Below are 16,887 nucleotides of genomic sequence, written 5' to 3' on the forward strand. Positions count from 1 at the left end.
TCTCGACCTTCCGGATCTGGAATAATCGGATCTGACGGAGGAGGCACCGTGCAGGTCGAGCAGGACGTGGATGCGGTCGAGTGGATGCGTGCCCGCTGGGCGGAGCACGGCGAACCCTCGCCGTCGCACTTCGCGGCGATGGCCTCGGTCATGCGCGCCGCGGCGGTGATGAGCGAAGCCGTCGAGCAGCGCCTGAAGAAGCTGAAGCTGAACCGCACGGGCTACCTGGTCCTGATCACACTGCAGATGGCGCCGAACAACGAGCGACCGCTCGGGCAGCTCAGCCGGCAGCTGTTGGTGCACCCGACCACGGTCACGCTGCTGGTCGACCAACTCGAGAAGCCGAAGCTGGTAACCCGGCTGGCTCACCCGACCGACCGTCGCACGGTGCTCGCCCGTCTGACGCCGAAGGGCCTCAAGGTCACCCAGGAAGCCAGCGCTTCCCTGGCCGAGATCGGTTTCGGGGTCGGCGACATCGACGCGGCGACCGCGGACCGCATCGTCGCCGACCTGCGGACCATGCGCCGCAGCATCGGCGACCTACGCTGACGCGACTCGCGGCCGGCGAATGGGCTCCGGAAGCTCAACCCCAAGGACCTCGGAAAGCCCCGCCGCTCCGGCAGGCGTAAGCAGGACCGCCCGATCATTGGCCCGCCGTTTCAACCACCCCGACGACAGCATCTGATCGGCCACCGCCGACCCGAGGCTCCCGGCCAGGTGATGCCGTTGCTCGGTCCAGTCGACGCAATAGCGAATGAGTTGTCGTTTCCCGGCAGCCAGCCGATCCAGATCAATGCCGAGATCCCGAACCAACCCGGTCCCGACCGGCGTGAGCCGATAGTCCACGTCGTGCCCCGGTGCCGAGGGCCGATCGCGTCGCGCCGTCTGCGGGTCGTACCGCCCGTCCCCGCCCACCAGCGCCGCACGTTCCAGCATGGCCGACATCAGTGCCACCCCGAGCCGCCCGGCCAGATGGTCGTAACACATCCGCGCCCGGCGCAGCGCTTCCGCCCGCGTGCCCTCCCGCAGCGAGCGAACCGGGGCCTGCGGTGAGATCTGCGCGAGGGCTTCGATCGCGCGGGCGACCTGGACCGAAGCGAGGCGGTAGTACCGATGCCGCCCGTGCTGCTCGACCCGCAGCAGGCCGGCGGCGCAGAGTTTCTTCAGGTGCTCCGACGCCGTGGAGGTCGCCACCCCGGCCTCCGCGCGCAGCACCCCGGCAGGCAACGCCCGGCCGTCGGTCAGGGCGAGCAACATTCTTGCCCGGCCCGGATCCGCCATCAGCGCCGCCGGGACAGCGATGTCCGCATCCGCCATGCCGTCGACCCTAACCGGCGGATATTTCGGTGCGGGCCGAACTATTTCCGCACGAGGATGGTCATCGGACCGGGGAGTCGAACCGGTCGGGAGGTGGAGTTGGCGTGGCCCGGATGAACAGCGAGCAGCGGGTGACTCTGGTCGGCGCGGCGTTGGCGCTGGCGATGGTCCAGCTCGACGTGTTCGTGGTGAACGTCGCCGTCCGGCAGATCGGGGCGAGTCTGGGCGGTGGCACCGCCGGGCTGCAGTGGCTGGTCAGCGCGTACACGCTGGTGCTGGCCGCGTTGATCCTGACCGCTGGGGCGGCCGGGGACCGGCTCGGCGCGCGGCGCGTTCTGATCATGGGGTTTGTCGTCTTCACCGTTGCCTCGGTGGCCTGTGCCACCGCGCCGAGCCTCGGCGTGCTGATCGGTGCCCGGGCCGTGCAGGGTGGCGGGGCCGCGTTGCTCGGCGCCTGCTCGCTGGCGCTGGTGAATCACGCCTTCAGCGATCCGGTGCAGCGGGCGCACGCGGTCGGGCTCTGGTCAGCCTCCGCCGCGGTGGCGCTGGCCGCCGGGCCGGTGGTCGGCGGGGTGCTCATCGAACTTTCCGGCTGGCGGGCGGTCTTCCTGATCAATGTCCCGCTGGGTGCGCTGGGCTGGTGGCTGACCAGGCGCACCGGTGAGACCGACCTGTCCGGCCGTGGCATCGACCCGCCCGGTCAGGTGCTGGCAGTGGTTGCCATGACCGCCGGTACCTTCGGGCTGATCGAGGGCGGCGAGCGTGGCTGGACGGACTCGGTGGTGATTGTCGCGCTGGCGCTGGGTGTGACCGCGCTGGCCGGATTCCTGTTCGTGGAGTCGCGGGTCGCCGAGCCGATGCTGCCGCTGGAATTGTTCACCCGCCGCCGGTTCGCCGCGGCGGCGTTCCTGGGGCTGCTGGTCAACATCGCGTTCTACGGGCTGATCTTCGATTTCAGCTTGTTCTTCCAACGCGTGCAGGGCTTCTCGGCGATGCGTACCGGGTTGGCGTTCCTCCCGCCGACCGGCGTGATCTTCCTGGCGAACCTGGCGGCGACCCGGCTGGCCGCCCGGTTCGGGGCGCGCCCGGTGATCCTGAGCGGCCTGCTGGCCATGACGCTCGGCTGCGCGGAATTGCTCGCGGTCGGACCGGGCACGGCGTACCTGGCTGTGGCCGGCCCGTGGATCCTGTTGGCCGGCGGGCTGGGCACTGTTGTCCCGCCGATGACGGCCGGGTTGATGGCCGCGGTCGAACGCAATCGGTCCGGCGTCGCCTCGGGCACATTGAGCACGATGCGCCAGACCGGCAGCGTGCTCGGCGTAGCGGTGTTCGGGTCCTTGCTCGGTCCGGCGACGCACTTCACCCGAGGCCTGCACGAGGCCGTCGCCGTCTCGATCGTGCTGGCCCTGGCCGCGATGGCGGTCGCGTTGCCGATGCCGTCGGCGCGCCAGGTCCGCTCGCGCGAAGTTCCGGGACCGCAGCAATCCTGTCGGCAGAGCTGACGGAGAGCTGACGGGGAGTCAGCCCAAGGAGCTGGGGTCCTTCTGGGCGCTGTCAGGCGCGCGTGAGCGATAAGTTCCGGCTGTGTCGTTCGCGGCGCTGCTGGGAACTTTGCTGTGGTAGATCACGACCCGGTCGCCCGCGCGGGTCCCCGCCCACAGCGCCCTGGTGCCGGGCAGGTCACGGGTGTCGACGCAGCCGCTGCTGGCTCCGACATAGCCGCGGCGGGCGAAGTCGGGGGAGTAGTGGACGGCCTCGCCGCCGCTGAAGAACAGCGAGTACGGCATGGTCTCGCCGGTCAGCTTCGAGATGTGGTGCCGGTCCTTCCAGTAGATGTAGAAGTCGCCTTCCCGGGTGGGGTGCCGAACCGGCCCGAAGCGCACGGACATCTTGAACTGGACGTCCCCGTTCACGACCCAACGCAGGGTGTGGGTCCGCTTGTCGATGCATACCACCCGCCCGAACCGGCACCGCGGGTCGATGTGTGCTGCCGTGGCACCGTGCGCGGCCGCGGGCAGCAGACACCCGCCGGCGACTGCACCGACCAACGCCCGCGCGACGAACGCGCGAGGTCGCCTACTCCCCAATTGACCCACCGCCCCCGCGAGGTCGCTCTTCGGAACGCCTCAGCCTTTCGTGGCCTGCGGGGTCTTTTGCGGCTTTTGCGTTTCGGAATCGAGAACTTGGGTCGCCGGCTACGTCACTCGCCCCGGAAGACGGGGCGCCGTTTCTCGACCCGGGCGCGTCGACCCTCGGCGACGTCGGCACTGGACCAGCAGCGCTCGAACGCGGCGACCACCTCGGCGCCCGCGGCGCTGCCCGGCAACGCATGCAACGCGAGCTTGTTGTACGCCAGCGTCAACGGCGCCAACTCGGCCATCTGCGCGGCCCAGCCCGCGGCGACGTCGAGGGCGCCCGCGCGGTCGGCCAGCCCGCAGGCCAGTGCGCCGGACGCGTCGAGTTCGTCGCAGGCCAGCAGCAGGACACCGGCCTGCCCGTGCCCGGCCAGTTGCGCCAGTCGGGCGATCGTCCACGGGTCGACGGCGAGCCCCAGCTTTGCAGTCGGAACCGCGAAGCGCGCCGTCGGCGCGACCACCCGCAGGTCGGCGGCGATCGCCAGTTGCGTGCCCGCACCGATCGCCGGACCGTTGACCGCGGCCACCACGGGCACGGGGGCCGCGACGACGGCTTGCAGCATGTCGTGCAGGGCCGAACGGAACTCGGCGCTGTGGACCCCGTCGAGGTCCGCGCCGGAGCAGAAGCTGCTGCCGTTGCCGGTGAGGACCAGGGCGCGTGCGCCGTCGGCCACGGCGTCCTGCACGGCGGTGCGGATCGCCGTGCACAACGCGGTGTTCAGCGCGTTGCGTTTCTCCGGGCGGTCGATCGTGATCGTGACGACGCGGTCCTGGCTGCTGCACTGGATCAACCCAGCCTCCTGCGGCGGTTGCCGGCCCGGCCGGCGGCGGCCGGCGGGTGCCAGCAGTCTGACGGCCGCCGCGGCACCGTCCGGGGCCAGGGGCCCGGCCGCCGCCGCGTCGGAACATCTGATCCACCGTCAGCTCGAGCGCCGTGTACGTACTTTCCACGGAAGAATTGCCTGTGCCCGCCGTGTTTGATGGGCGAGGTGAGCACCAAGCCGGTCCAACGAGCCATGGCTTGGTGCGGGGTCGTCTTCCTGGCGCTGCTGTTCGCCGGGTTGCTGACGGCCGGATTCATCCCGCCCATCGCGCCCAAGGACTCCGCGGTCCAGGTGGCGAACCGCTACCGGGAGCACGCGAACGCGATTCGGCTCGGCTGCGTGCTGATGATTTTCGGTGCGGCGTTCACCATCCCGTTCTACGGCGTGGTCAGCGCCCAGTTGCAGCGCATGGAGGGCCACTTCACCCCACTGTGCTTCGCGCAGATCGCGGCCGGCTCCGCCGGTGTACTGATCATCATCTTCCCGGTGATCTTCTTCGCCGTCGCCACCTTCCGGCCGGACCGGGACCCGGCGTTGACGCAACTGCTCAACGACCTGGGCTGGATCCCGCTGCTGATGGTGTTCCCACCGGCCGTGGCGCAGGTGGTGGTCATCTGCGTCGCGGTGCTGAACGATCCGTCCCCGGTCCCGGTGTTCCCGCGCTGGACGGCCTACGCGATGCTCTGGTCGGGGTTGCTGTTCACCCCCGCCGCCCTGCTCCTCTTCTTCAAGACCGGGCCGTTCGCGTGGAACGGACTGCTGGCCTTCTGGGTGGCCGTCCCGGCCTTCGGGGTGTTCACCGTGATCCTGATCTGGGCCACGCTGCGCGCGATCGCCCTCGCCCCGGACGCCGAACCGGCTTCTGCCGCGTGGAAGCCGCCGCCGGAACTGCCGGTGGATTCTCACGTCTCGTCGCCGGTCGGTGTCAGCGAGTAAGCGCCCGCGCCCGTCTCCGGGTCTTACGTCGTGCGACCCCGAGCCGTATGGTCACGGTGCCGCTGTCTGCGCGCCCGCGAGATTCGCCGGCGCGAGCCTGGAGGTTGGCATGGAGCTGGGTCCGAGCCATGGGCTGGCCGCGACGTGCGGTGCGGTCAGCCTTGCCGCGCGGGAGCTGGCGCGAGCGATGAACCGCGACAAGTCCGCCGCGATCATCACCGACGGGCTGATGGAGGTCGTCTTCCCGGAACACCGGGACGACCCGGAATTCCGCGAGATGTTGCTGCGCAACGCCTGGGACAACATCGACACGGTCTGGCGCATCATCGCCGGGCAGGACGAGCTCGAGGCCAACCCGCCCTTCCCCACCCTGGCGTTCAGCGACACCGCGGCCGCGCTCGGAGTGCCGTTGAGCCAGTTCCAGCGGATCTACCGCGTCGGCGTCGCCTTGGCCTGGAGCGCCTGGTTCGAGGCAGCTGTCGAGTACTCCCGGGAGCACGGCGTCGACCTGAGCGAGCTGCTCGGCGGGCCGACGATGTTGATCCACGCTTACAGCGACGGGCAGGCCACCATGCTCGCCGCGCGCTACGAGACAACGCAGACCCAACACCAGCGCACTCGTTCGCAACTGCAACTGAGCGTGCTGCGTCAGGCGTTGGACGACTCCATGGTGCTCGGCGACCGGGAGATCGAGGAGGTGCTGGACATCGTGCTGTCCGGTGAGCACCTGGCGATCGCCGTCCGAACCGAGGCCAGCCCGACCGAGACCGGGCTGGCTCGGTTGTTGGTGCGCGACGCCGACGGGGCCCGGGTGCTGGAGTACCGGTACGGCGTGCGGCTGTGGTTGCTGTGGATGTCGCACCCGCGGGGCCTGGGCAAACAACGCCTGGCCACCGTCCGCAAGGCGCTCGTGCGGTCCAGGTTGCGGTGTGCGCTCGGCGATCCGGCGCGGGGTCGGGCCGGGTTGGGATCCACCGCCCAGGACGCGCTGGACGCCGCCCGCCTGCAGGACCTGCTCGCCGACGCGGCGCCCGACGTGGTCTCCTTCGACGAACTTCGGTTGGAGGCGTTGCTGCTCGACGACCCGGACCGGGCCCGTCGATTCGTCCGCGCCGAGTTGGGCGAGCTGAACCGCGACGACGCCCGCACCGCTGCGCTACGGGAAACCGCGCGGGTCTGGCTGACCTCCGGCTCGAACATCAACACCGCGAGTCGGCTCGGCGTCCACGAGCACACCGTCCGCAACCGGATCGCACAGATCGAGCAATTGGTCGGGCGGTCCACCACCGAGCGACGCACCGAGTTGCTGGTCGCGCTGCGGATGCGCCGCCTGCTCGACGCGATCCCGGTGCGCTCCGAGTTGTCGGCGCTGCCGTCGTCCGGTGGTCGACCCCCGAAAGCCCCCGGGAATCCGCTGACCTCCGTGAAATGAGAACGGCCCTCGGATCAGCGGAACTGCAGGCCCTCGAAGTCCTTCTCCACGACGCCCTTGAGCTCGGTGAAGTACCCAGCCGCGCCGCCGTAGTAGAAGTACACCGCCGACTGGGACTTGCCCTCGACGTTCGCGCCGAGGAACCAGGAGTGGATGTTCGCACCGGAGGAGATGATCGGGTTGAAGCTGAGCAGCATCTTGCAGTGGTCGTTGTAGGCCACCGCGGCCTCCGCCGAGGGCTCGATGCGTTCGGCCCCCACCTCGCGCGCCTTCTGGATCGTTGCGGAGATGAACCGCACCGATTTGTCGATGACCACGGGGATGTTCGCGAACGGTGACTGCGGACCGGACAACATGAAGAAGTTCGGATAACCGGGCACCGTCACGCCCATGAAGGTCTGCGGCTCCGGGTCCCAGTTCTCCTGAAGCGTGCGGCCGTCCTTGCCCCGCACGTTCATTTGCGCCAGGGCGCCGGTCATCGCGTCGAAGCCGAGCCCGAACACGATCACGTCGACCTCGTGCACGGTGCCATCGGCGAGCTGCACGCCGGTCTCGGTGATGGCGGTGATCGGGTTGTCCGCGACCGACACAAGCTTCACGTTCGGTCGGTTGAAGGTCTCGTAGTAGAAGGTGCCCATCGGCGGGCGCTTGCCGCCGTAGTAGTAATTCGGGGAGAGCAACTCGGCCGTTGCCGGGTCCTTCACGATCGTGCGGATCTTGTTGCGGATGAACTCCGCGGCGGCCTGGTTGACCTCCAGGTTGATCAGCAGGTCGTCGAACGTCTCGAAGAGGAAGCGGAAACCGCCGGCTTCCCAGCCCGCGTCGAAGACCTTGTTCCACTCCTCCCGCGGAACGTCGGCAGCCATGCGCCCGGCCGGGTCCATCGCGAACGCGAACACCTGGGTCTCGGTCTGCGCCCAGATCTCGTCGTAGTTGCGCTTGATCTCGTCGCGGTGGTTGGGCTCCAGCGCGTGGTTGCGCCCGGGCACGACGTAGTTCGGCGTGCGCTGCAGGACCGTGAGTTCCTCGGCGTCACGGGCGATGGTGGGGATGATCTGCACGCCGGTGGCGCCGGTGCCGATCACCGCGACCTTCTTGCCGGCGAAGTTCACCGGCTCCTTGGGCCAGTTCGAGGTCATCAGATACTCGCCGCGGAAGTTCTCCAGGCCGGGGAATGGCGGCTTCAGGGCGATGTGCAGGAAGCCGCTGGCGCTGATCAGGTATTTGCAGACGTAGCTGCGGCCGTCGGTGGTGGTGACCGTCCAGGTGTTGGCGGCCTCGTCGTAGACGCAGCTGTTCACCCGGCTGTTGAACTCGACGTCCTTGCGCAGGTCCAGGCTGTCCAGGGTGTGGTTGAAGTACCGCTCCATCTCCGGCTGGCCCGGGAAACGCTCGGTCCAGTCCCACTCCTGGCACAGCTTGTCGTCGAACGAGAAGCAGTACGTCCAGCCCTCGCTGTCGGTCCGGGCTCCGGGGTAGCGATTCCAGTACCAGGTGCCTCCGACGCCGGTGCCGGCCTCCAGGACCGTGCAGGACAGCCCGAGCTGTCGCATCTCCCACAGGGTCCGGACCCCGGCGAACCCGGCGCCGACGACTACGGCGTCGCGGTTGATCGTGGCGGTCATGGCGTCTCCGGCCGGGTCAGAGGATCGGGGAGCAGGTCGGCGGCTGGCCGAGCAGGATCGACCCGTACAGCTCCGCGGTGATATCGGGGCGGAACACGCCGTGCAGGGTCGCAACGCCGACGTCGCGGTAGATCCGCTCCATGTCGCTGCCGTCGGCGAATGCAGACGCGCCCGCGATGCTGGCCAGCAGGTCCACGGCGATCTTCGACTCGCGGATCGCGAACGAGGCGTCGTACCGGGCGCGGGCCCGGCGTCGGGCGTCGGGCCACTCACCACTGACCCCGGCCTCCCAGGCGTCGTCGGCTGCCCGGTGCGCATGCAGCAGGGCCGTGTCGATCTTCGTCGCGGCCTCGGCGACCTGCAGTTGGGTGACCTTGGACTCAGCCTGGTTCATGTACGTGGAGTAGGAGATCGAGCGCTTGGGGGCCTTCTCCAGCACGTAGTCCAGGGCGGCCTGCGCGGCACCGATCACCGAACCGGTCGTGCAGATCGTGCCGGCCATGCTCAACGGGATCCGGTAGAGCGCTTCCTCGGTGTACGGGTTGCCCGAGACACCGGCCAGGACACCCTTCGGGCCGAGCATCGAAACGACCCGGTGCTGCGGCACGAAGATCCGCTCGGCGTGCAGGGTGTTCGAGGCGGTGCCCTTCATCCCCATGCAGTACCAGGTGTCCTCGATCCGCAGGTCGCTCATCGGCACGAAGCACCAGAGGGCGTCGAGGAAGTTCCCGTCGCTGTCGATCAGCGGCACCATCACCTCGGCCCAGTCCGACCACATGCAGCCGGTGGCGTAAGGCCAGGCACCGCTGATGACCAAGCCGCCCTCGACCTCCTGGGCCGGGATGTTGCACGGGGTGAACAGGCCGACCAGGCGCGCGTCCGGGTTGTTCCTGTAGACGTCGTCCTGGCCCTCCTCGTTCATCCAGCAGGCCATCCACGAGACCGCGGTCTGCATGGCGAGCACCCAGCCGGCCGAGGCGTAGCCGCGGGAGATCGCCGCGCACATGTCCACGTGGGTCTTGATGTCAGCCTCGAAGCCTCCGTAGCGCTTCGGGATCCACACCTTGTACAGCTCGGCGTCGATCATCGCCTTCGCGGTCGAGTCCGGCAGTCGGCGGTCCAGATCGGCCTGGCGCGCATCGGCCCGCAGGACGTCGCGCAGCTCCGTGGCGCGCTCGACGAGGGGATGGGTATGGGTGCGGTCCATGACATCCGGCATCGGGACTCCGATCGGTTGGCGCCAGGGCGGTGAGTGCGGCTCGGGGCGACAGGTGTGTCGTCGCCGACGCTAGGTTCGGCCCCCGCCGCTCACAATGGCGCCACTCGCCACCGCTGCCGCGGCGCCTTCACTGCGGCGGACACCCTGGTACGGAAGCGGAAATGTGCCGGCCTCCGGTTGACAGTTGCTGTCATTGGCGAGTGCCCGTGGGGGCACCAGACTGGCGCCGGCGGCCTTATGTCAGGCCGTCCCCGCAGCGACCTCGCAAACGATGGGATCCCCCGATGACCGTCGACCCGCAGGCACAGGCCCTCCTCGACAACCTCACTGCGCAGGGCGTGCCGGACTTCCCCGACCTCGGCGTGGAGGCCTCGCGCGGCTTCATCAACGCCTTCCTGGATCTGGAGGGGCCGGCCCAGGAGGTCGCCGAGGCCTGGGAGTGCTCGGCGCCGGGTCCGGACGGCAACGAGATCCCGATGCGGGTCTACCGTCCGAGCAACGGGGAGTCGCTGCCGATCCTCATGTACTTCCACGGCGGGTACTTCGTGATCGGGGGACTCGAGGTCGCCGACAAGCCGTGCCGCCAGTTGGCCAACGTGACCGGCTGTGTCGTGGTCTCCGTCGACTACCGCCTGGCCCCGGAGCACAAGGCGCCCGCCGGTGCCGAGGACTGCTACGCCGCAACCCGGTGGGTGGCCACCAACGCCGAGCGGGTCGGCGGCGACCCGAGTCGGCTCGGCGTCACCGGCGACAGCGCCGGTGGCGGCCTGGCGGCCACCGTCAGCCTGATGGCCCGCGACCGCGGCGGACCGTCGATCGGTGTTCAGGTCCTGCAGTACCCGGTCACCGACATGAGCAAGGACGACTACCCGTCGCGGATCAGCAACGGCGAGGGGTTCCTGCTGACCCGTCGGGCCATGGAGTGGTTCATGGACCTGGTGATCGACAAGCCTGACGACGTCGACAACCCCTACATCTCCCCGGTCCGCGCGCTCGACCTTGCCGGACTGCCCCCGGCGATGGTGATCACCGCCGGCAACGACCCGTTGCACGACGAGGGTGAGGCCTACGCACGGCGGATGGAGGCTGCCGGAGTGTCCGTCGTCTCGCTGGAGAATCCGACGATGATCCATGGTTTCCTCTGGATGGCCGGGATTGTCGAGCACGCCAACGGCGTCTACGAGCAGATCGGCCAATACGTTCGCGACAACTTGGTCGGCGAAACCGCCTAGCAGGTTCTCCAGCCGACGCGGTCTGCAGGAAGAGAGACGTTCATGGCCATCGAGGTCGATCCCAGCAGCTCGCTCCACACCGTGTCGCGTGATGGCCAGTTCTGGAGCACGACGAATCTGGGCGAGGCCGTCCCCGGAGTGATCAGCTACCTCGGCTGGTCGATCTGGGGCACCGGCGCGGACCTGGCGATCCGCGACTGCTTCGCGCGGCTCGGATCGCTGCCGCGCAGCGAGGTGCGCATCGTCGAGGACCCGAACAACCGCACGGTCGGTGTCTTTTACGGCCGGGCGGCGTTGAACGTGAACTTCTTCTGCGAGATGGGCGGTCTGCTGCCGGGCTCCGGACCGGATGCGATCGCCCGGCAGCTGCTCGGTGAGGTTCCGGCCGGAGTGCCGCTGGAGCGGTCCAAGCGGCGGATGGGCCACGTGCTCGCGAAGATGCCGCGGGAGATGGTCACGATCCGCAAGGACGTCATCTCCAAGTGCGCCCCGATCCATCCGTGGTGGCAGTCCTGGGTCTCCCGGTTCGACAGCCTCGACGAGGACGGGGCCAAGGCCGCGCTCAAGGAGGGCCGCGACTACTTCTACGAGACGGTTCGGGTTCAGGCCGGTGGCGTGTTCATCGGAGTGCAAGGCGTCTACGACCAGTTGCTGGCGCTGATCAAGAAGGCGGAGTTGGACGCGGCGCAGGCCAACGCCCTGGTGGCCGGGCAGGGATCGCACGCCGAGACCGAGATCATCTTCGACCTGTGGGCGATGGGCCGACGGACACTCACCCTCGAGCAGTTCCTGCAGCGCCATGGTTACCACGGCCCGGCTGCCGGCGAGCTGTCCAGCTTCTCCTGGCGGGAGGACTCGGCGCCGGTGCAACGGATCGCCGAGCAGTACGCGGGTCGCGACGCGGACGGCGACCCGGCGAAGGCCGCGGCCGAGCGGGTCCGCCTGCGGGAGGAGGCCGAGCGGGATCTGCTGGCCAAACTGCCCCGGTCGCGGCGCTCCGGCGCGAAGCTCGTGCTCAAGATGGCGGTGGCCCGCATCCCGTTGCGCGGTGTGGCCAAGGGGGCTTACCTGCAGTCCCTCGACGTCGCTCGCGGAGCCGCTCGTCGACTCGGGCAGCATCTGGCGAACGACGGTCGCATCGGTGATCCGGAGGACGTGTTCCTGTTCACCATCGACGAGTTGACCAAGGGCGTGCCGACGGGCGACATGAAGCATGTGGCCGCCGATCGGCGGGCCCAGCGCGAGGACTTCAAGCTGCACGACATCCCGACCCACTGGGAGGGCAACCCGGAGCCGTTCGTCCTGACCCGGGCGGGGACCGGCTCGGAGTCGGCGAACAGCGACGGCACCCTCAAGGGAATCGGTGCCAGCGGTGGAATCGTCGAGGGCGTCGTGCGCATAGTGCACGACCCGACCTTCGCCGACATCGAGCCGGACGAGGTCCTGGTGTGCGTCACCACCGACCCGAGTTGGGCCGCGGTGCTGTTCCTGTCCGCCGCACTGGTCGTCGACATCGGCGGTCTGCTCAGCCACGCCGCCGTCGTGGCCCGCGAGGTCGGGGTGCCCTGCGTGATCGGCACCGGCAACGGCACCAAGGTGCTGCGGACCGGCGACCTGGTTCGGGTGGACGGCAACGAAGGCACCGTGACGATCCTCAAGCCGGCCCCGGCCGACGCGGAGGTGGGAGCATGAGCTGGCCCGCGAGTATCCCGGCCGAGTGGCGCCCACGCCCCGAGGACGAGCTGCTGCACACGCCCTGGGGTGATGAGTCGTTCCCGTGGAAGGAGACGTTCTTCGTCACCCTCCGGGACGACGCGATCAACGCGAACCTGATGATGCACATGACGGTGAGCGCCAACCGGACGCCGAACACTCGCATCGCGGTCGGGGTGTCCCAGGGGAACAACACCGCGGTCCAGGTGCGCCGCGAGGACGGCCTGCACAACGAGAAGTCCATCGGCAACTCGATGAGCCGGCTGGAGATCGTCAATCTGTCCTGGGACTCCGACCACGAGCTGCGTTGGGTCGCCGACCTGGACGAGGTGCGGTTCGACCTCACCCTGAAGGGAAAGCACTTCGCGCCGCTGTGGGACACGATGTTCCACGGCTACTACGCCACCGGCGAGCACGGCCAGTTCTACTGCCACACCGAACAGGTGATCGTCGCCGAGGGCACCTTGACCTGGAAGGCCGACGGCAGGGAGCTGCCGTTCTCCGGGTTCGGTTGGCGGGACCGCGGGTGGGGTCGGCGCAAGACCCAGTTGATGTGGAACACCGGCTGGGACCTGGTCTCCGCGGTGCTGCCGGACGACAGCGTCTTCTCGTTCATCGCGTTGCGCAGCCACGAACTGCCCGAGCCGGCGCCGATGCCGGTGGCCGGGTGGTACTCCGACGCAACCACGCTCACGCCGCTGGTCGGCGGTTACTACCACAAGGAATCCACCGCCTGGCCGATGGCTTATCACCTCGAGTTCGAGGACGGACGAACGGTCACCGGCGAACTGGTCAAGCCGACCGGTCGGCTCGCCCTGCACCTGCAGGAGGCCGAGCACCGCCCGGACGTCCCGAACATCACCCCGACCATGCAGGACTACTACGCCGTGTTCCGCGACCCGGACGGCAAGCAGTACTCGGTTTTCACGCAGAACGGTTATATGCACAAGGTCGACGTGTTCCGCGACGCCCAGTTCATTCGAGCGGGTGTTCTTCCTCGCAAGTCCTGACCGACGAGTGCTCGACACACCGGGAGGCAGACTCGTGACCATCGCACCGGAACGGCCGTTCTCCGCAACGGAGGCCGCCCGTCCTGAAAACCCGAACGTAGTGACCCGCAAGGTGGTCCCGATCAAGTGGTGGGCCGCGCTCGGCGCGGGCGTTGTCGGCATGATCATCTACTGCTGGACCGACTGGATCGCCGTCGGGGACGCGCATCCGGCCCCCAAGGACGGGCACGCGCCGGGCTGGATGGCGCTGACCGACCACATCTTCGAGGGTGTCGTCGCTGCTCTGCTGCTGTTCACGATCTATCAGTTCGGCTGGAAGCAGTGGCGCGTGCAACGGCGCATCACGCTGGACGGCCTGCTCATCATGGCGATGACGAGCGTCTACATGCTGCAGGACCCGTGGGAGAACTACTCCGCGGTTGTCTACAGCTACAACAGCCGGTTCGTGAACCTGGGTTGCCCGCAGTGCCACGTCCCCGGCTGGCTTTCCCCGGGCGGGTCCGGGAAGCACCAGTTCGTCGAGCCGCTGATCTTCATCGGCCTGATGTACGGCGGCGTGCTGGTTCTCGGCATGGTCGGGATCTGCAAGGTCATGAGCATGGCCAAGAAGCGGTGGCCGGCCATCGGCACACCCGGCCTGATAGCGGTTGCGTTCAGCGCCGCGCTGATCCTGGACCTGATCCTCGAGTTGCCCGGTGAGCGCGGCGGCGGCTGGGTCTGGTGGTACCCGGCGAACAACCATCTGACCCTGTTCTACGGGCACTACTACCAGATGCCGCTGGGCGAATGGCTGTTGTGGAGCGGCTGTTGGGGCTCGATGGGCATGCTCCGCTACTTCCGCAACGACAAGGGCGAGACGTTCCCGGAACGGGGCCTGGACAAGCTCAAGGTCACCGGCTGGAAGCGCTCGGGCGTCCGTTTCCTGGCACTGTCCGGCGCGCTGAACCTGGCGATGCTCTGCTACAACGTCTCCTACAACTACGTCGGGCTGCACTCCGGAACCACCATCCCGGCGATCTGCAACGCGCCCTGGTACAACGACGGCATGGCCGGCGTCGGGACCGACATCCACTGCCCCGGCCCGGGCATCCCCATCCCGTCGCAGCAAGGCAACGGGTATCACCTCACCCCGGACAACAAGCTGGCAACGCCGTCCTGACGTGACGTCAGATCCTCGCAACCCTCTAGCCCCGGAGGGCGGCCGGCGTAGGTCCGGCCGCCCTCCGGACCATTTCGCCAGGAGCCGCCGCGGTGCCCGCACCCGACATCGACGTGGTCGTGTTCGACATCGGCGGGGTCCTGGTGGCCAGTCCGTTGACGGAGTTCGGCCGGTTGGATGCCGAGTACGGGCTCATCCCCGGTACGGCCATGGGCCTGTTCCGGGGCGGAGGTCTGTTCGAACCGTGCGAGACCGGCCGGATGCCGTTCAGCACGTTCTGCGAGCACGCGGTCGAACAGATCCGAGCGGAGCAAGGGATTTCGGTCCCGGCCGCGCGGTTCGCGGCGATGATGGCCGCGATCATGGGCGACCAGGTCGAACCCGTGATTCACGCGCTGGTCCTGCAACTCAAGGCCGCCGGGTTTCGCATCGGGTTGTGCTCGAACATCTACTCCGATCTGGACGGCTGGATCCGGTCGATGTTCCCGCCGGGCACGGTGGACGTGCACTGCCTGTCCTACGAGGTGGGCCTGCGCAAGCCCGACGCGGCCATCTATGCGGCGTTGATCGAGCGGTGCGCCTGCCCGGCCGAGAACATCGTGTTCATCGACGACTTCGTGGAGAACGTAGCCGGGGCCGGCGACGCCGGACTGCTCGCGATCCGGTTCACCGACGCCGCGGCACTGCGCGAAAGCCTTGCCGAGTTGCGAATCGTCCCAGCCTGAGTCCCACCGCGGCTCAGCGCAGGCAGAACCCGGCATCCACCGGCAGCGTGACACCGGTGACGTAGCGGGCCTCGGCCGAGCACAGCCAGATGATCGCGTTGCTGATGTCGATCGGCTCGATCAGGTGCACCGGCAGGGCGTTGCGCAGTCGGGGACGCATCTCCGGGTGCTCGTCGAGGTAGCCGCCGAAAGCCTCGTTGAGCACCATCGGCGAGGCCAGCCCGGTCGGGTGCACGGTGTTCACCCGGACGTTGTGCTCGGCCAGGACCGTTGCCCAGCCGCGCATCAACCCCACCACGCCGTGCTTCGCTGCCGCGTAGCCCATGCTGCCGGGACTCCCGTCGGCCAGGCCGGTCAGCCCCGAGGTCGAACTGGTGATCACGATGCTGCCCCCCTCGCCCTGTTCGATCAGGGTCGGGATCACCACGTCGACGGTGTGGAAGACCCCGGTCAGGTTGACCTCGACGGCGTCGAGGAACGCCGCCACGGTGCGGCTCTGCTCACCGACGATCGGCAGGACCCCTGCATTGGCCACCACGAGGTCGACCCGACCGAACGCCGCCAGCCCGTCGGCCAGGCAGGCCGCCACGGCATCGCGGTCGCGGACGTCGCCGACCCGCGCCACGATCTCGCCACCGGCTGCCTGCACCTGCGCGACCGTGCGCTCCAGATCTTCCTTGTCGGACAGGGGATAGCCGACGGAGTCGATCCGGTCGCACAGGTCGAGGCCGATGATCCGGGCGCCCTCGGACGCCATCCGGACCGCATGGGACCGGCCCTGGCCCCGGGCCAGACCGGTGATGAACGCGACCTTCCCGGCGAGCCTCTGACTCACGGCAGCAGCCCGGACTCGCGCGCCAACCGGGCCAGTTCGGCGCGGGACCGCAGCCCGACCTTCTGCTGCAGTCGCAACCGGTAGGTCTCCACCGTCCTGACCGAGAGCGTCAGCATCTGTGCCATCTCCGTGTTCGTGTAGCCCAGCGCGAGGTAACGCAGGATCTCGGCCTCGCGTTCGGACAGGCCGTGGGTCATCGACACCGACGGCTTGCCGACACCGTTCGGCCCGGGATCGGTCTGGGCGTCGATCAGCGCGGCGCCCAGTGTCGGATGGACGTAGCGGTGTCCGGCGAAGACCTGGTGGACGGCGTCGAACAGTTCGACGTCGGCCGCGGCCTTGAGCACGTAACCGGCCGCGCCGGCCGCGAATGCCTCGCGCAGGTAGGCCAAATCGTCGTGCATCGTCAGCACCAGCACCCGGGTGCCCGGGCTGACCGCCGCGATCCGCGGGATCGCGCCGATCCCGCTGCCGTCGGGCAGAGTGACGTCGAGGACCACGACGTCGGGCCGGTGCTGCGCGCAGGCCCCGACGACGTCGGCCGAGGTGCCCACGTCGGCCAGAACCAGCAGATCCGGGTCCTCGCTGAGCACCCGGCGCAGGCCTTCGCGGACGACCCGGTGGTCGTCGCAGATCACCAACCTGATCGGATCGGTCACCGGCTTACCCTGGTTCGCGCGCGCGAGTCGGAGGTGGCGTGCACTGTGACATTGATTCCCTCACTG

General features: G+C 68.8%; 16 protein-coding genes. 9 read left to right on the forward strand and 7 right to left on the reverse strand.

Translation table 11 applies throughout. From position 1 onward, the window contains the following. The first annotated feature begins 48 nt into the window (after positions 1-48). Positions 49-549 (forward strand): MarR family transcriptional regulator, encoded by a 501-nt coding sequence (locus VHU88_15785; GenBank protein HEX3613149.1) that lies wholly within the window; start codon positions 49-51, stop codon positions 547-549. On the opposite strand, the gene VHU88_15790 is transcribed toward VHU88_15785, so the two are convergent. Continuing rightward, complete coding sequence (locus VHU88_15790; protein ID HEX3613150.1) at positions 541-1,317, reverse strand: winged helix-turn-helix domain-containing protein; 777 nt, start codon at positions 1,315-1,317, stop codon at positions 541-543. The two genes, VHU88_15785 and VHU88_15790, sit on opposite strands and share 9 nt — an antisense overlap. A gap of 113 nt (positions 1,318-1,430) precedes the next feature. Between VHU88_15790 and VHU88_15795 the strand changes: the two genes are divergently transcribed. Next, on the forward strand, positions 1,431-2,819 hold the full coding sequence (locus VHU88_15795) for an MFS transporter (GenBank protein HEX3613151.1): 1,389 nt from the start codon (positions 1,431-1,433) through the stop codon (positions 2,817-2,819). A gap of 18 nt (positions 2,820-2,837) precedes the next feature. Here VHU88_15795 and VHU88_15800 read toward each other — a convergent pair whose 3' ends face one another. Together VHU88_15800 and VHU88_15805 are read right to left on the reverse strand one after the other, a co-directional pair. Then, on the reverse strand, positions 2,838-3,404 hold the full coding sequence (locus VHU88_15800) for a L,D-transpeptidase (GenBank protein ID HEX3613152.1): 567 nt from the start codon (positions 3,402-3,404) through the stop codon (positions 2,838-2,840). Between the two features lie 113 nt (positions 3,405-3,517). After that, on the reverse strand, positions 3,518-4,243 hold the full coding sequence (locus VHU88_15805) for an enoyl-CoA hydratase (protein ID HEX3613153.1): 726 nt from the start codon (positions 4,241-4,243) through the stop codon (positions 3,518-3,520). 198 nt (positions 4,244-4,441) lie between these two features. Here VHU88_15805 and VHU88_15810 point away from each other — a divergent pair, with 198 nt between their 5' ends. Both VHU88_15810 and VHU88_15815 read left to right on the forward strand, forming a co-directional pair. Continuing rightward, a complete protein-coding gene (locus tag VHU88_15810) occupies positions 4,442-5,212 on the forward strand; it encodes a hypothetical protein (protein HEX3613154.1) in 771 nt (256 codons plus the stop codon). A gap of 109 nt (positions 5,213-5,321) precedes the next feature. Further along, complete coding sequence (locus tag VHU88_15815; protein HEX3613155.1) at positions 5,322-6,644, forward strand: helix-turn-helix domain-containing protein; 1,323 nt, start codon at positions 5,322-5,324, stop codon at positions 6,642-6,644. A 14-nt stretch (positions 6,645-6,658) separates the two neighbouring features. Here VHU88_15815 and VHU88_15820 read toward each other — a convergent pair whose 3' ends face one another. Together VHU88_15820 and VHU88_15825 are read right to left on the reverse strand one after the other, a co-directional pair. Further along, complete coding sequence (locus VHU88_15820; protein HEX3613156.1) at positions 6,659-8,269, reverse strand: NAD(P)/FAD-dependent oxidoreductase; 1,611 nt, start codon at positions 8,267-8,269, stop codon at positions 6,659-6,661. 16 nt (positions 8,270-8,285) lie between these two features. Then, positions 8,286-9,488 (reverse strand): acyl-CoA dehydrogenase family protein, encoded by a 1,203-nt coding sequence (locus VHU88_15825; protein HEX3613157.1) that lies wholly within the window; start codon positions 9,486-9,488, stop codon positions 8,286-8,288. A gap of 284 nt (positions 9,489-9,772) precedes the next feature. On the opposite strand from VHU88_15825, the gene VHU88_15830 reads away from it, so the two are divergent. The 5 genes from VHU88_15830 (at position 9,773) to VHU88_15850 (ending at position 15,327) form a co-directional block, all read left to right on the forward strand. Beyond that, the gene (locus VHU88_15830; protein HEX3613158.1) at positions 9,773-10,720 is read left to right on the forward strand and encodes an alpha/beta hydrolase; all 948 of its coding nucleotides are present in this window, start codon (positions 9,773-9,775) and stop codon (positions 10,718-10,720) included. Positions 10,721-10,762: 42 nt separating this feature from the next. Then, the gene (locus VHU88_15835; GenBank protein ID HEX3613159.1) at positions 10,763-12,412 is read left to right on the forward strand and encodes a PEP-utilizing enzyme; all 1,650 of its coding nucleotides are present in this window, start codon (positions 10,763-10,765) and stop codon (positions 12,410-12,412) included. After that, positions 12,409-13,443, forward strand: a complete 1,035-nt coding sequence (locus tag VHU88_15840; GenBank protein ID HEX3613160.1) for a hypothetical protein — start codon at positions 12,409-12,411, stop codon at positions 13,441-13,443. The genes VHU88_15835 and VHU88_15840 overlap by 4 nt, the downstream gene beginning before the upstream one ends. Before the next feature lie 100 nt (positions 13,444-13,543). Then, positions 13,544-14,602, forward strand: coding sequence for a spirocyclase AveC family protein (locus VHU88_15845; GenBank protein HEX3613161.1), 1,059 nt, complete (start codon positions 13,544-13,546; stop codon positions 14,600-14,602). 92 nt (positions 14,603-14,694) lie between these two features. Then, positions 14,695-15,327 (forward strand): HAD-IA family hydrolase, encoded by a 633-nt coding sequence (locus tag VHU88_15850; GenBank protein ID HEX3613162.1) that lies wholly within the window; start codon positions 14,695-14,697, stop codon positions 15,325-15,327. Positions 15,328-15,340: 13 nt separating this feature from the next. Here VHU88_15850 and VHU88_15855 read toward each other — a convergent pair whose 3' ends face one another. Together VHU88_15855 and VHU88_15860 are read right to left on the reverse strand one after the other, a co-directional pair. Continuing rightward, positions 15,341-16,162 carry a mycofactocin-coupled SDR family oxidoreductase gene (locus tag VHU88_15855; protein HEX3613163.1) on the reverse strand — a complete coding sequence of 274 codons (822 nt, stop codon included), beginning with the start codon at positions 16,160-16,162 and terminating at the stop codon, positions 15,341-15,343. Then, on the reverse strand, positions 16,159-16,821 hold the full coding sequence (locus VHU88_15860) for a response regulator transcription factor (protein HEX3613164.1): 663 nt from the start codon (positions 16,819-16,821) through the stop codon (positions 16,159-16,161). The genes VHU88_15855 and VHU88_15860 overlap by 4 nt, the downstream gene beginning before the upstream one ends. Between the last annotated feature and the right edge of the window lie 66 nt (positions 16,822-16,887).

This window comes from Sporichthyaceae bacterium, assembly GCA_036269075.1.
In the GTDB taxonomy this organism is placed as follows: Bacteria; Actinomycetota; Actinomycetes; order Sporichthyales; family Sporichthyaceae; genus DASQPJ01.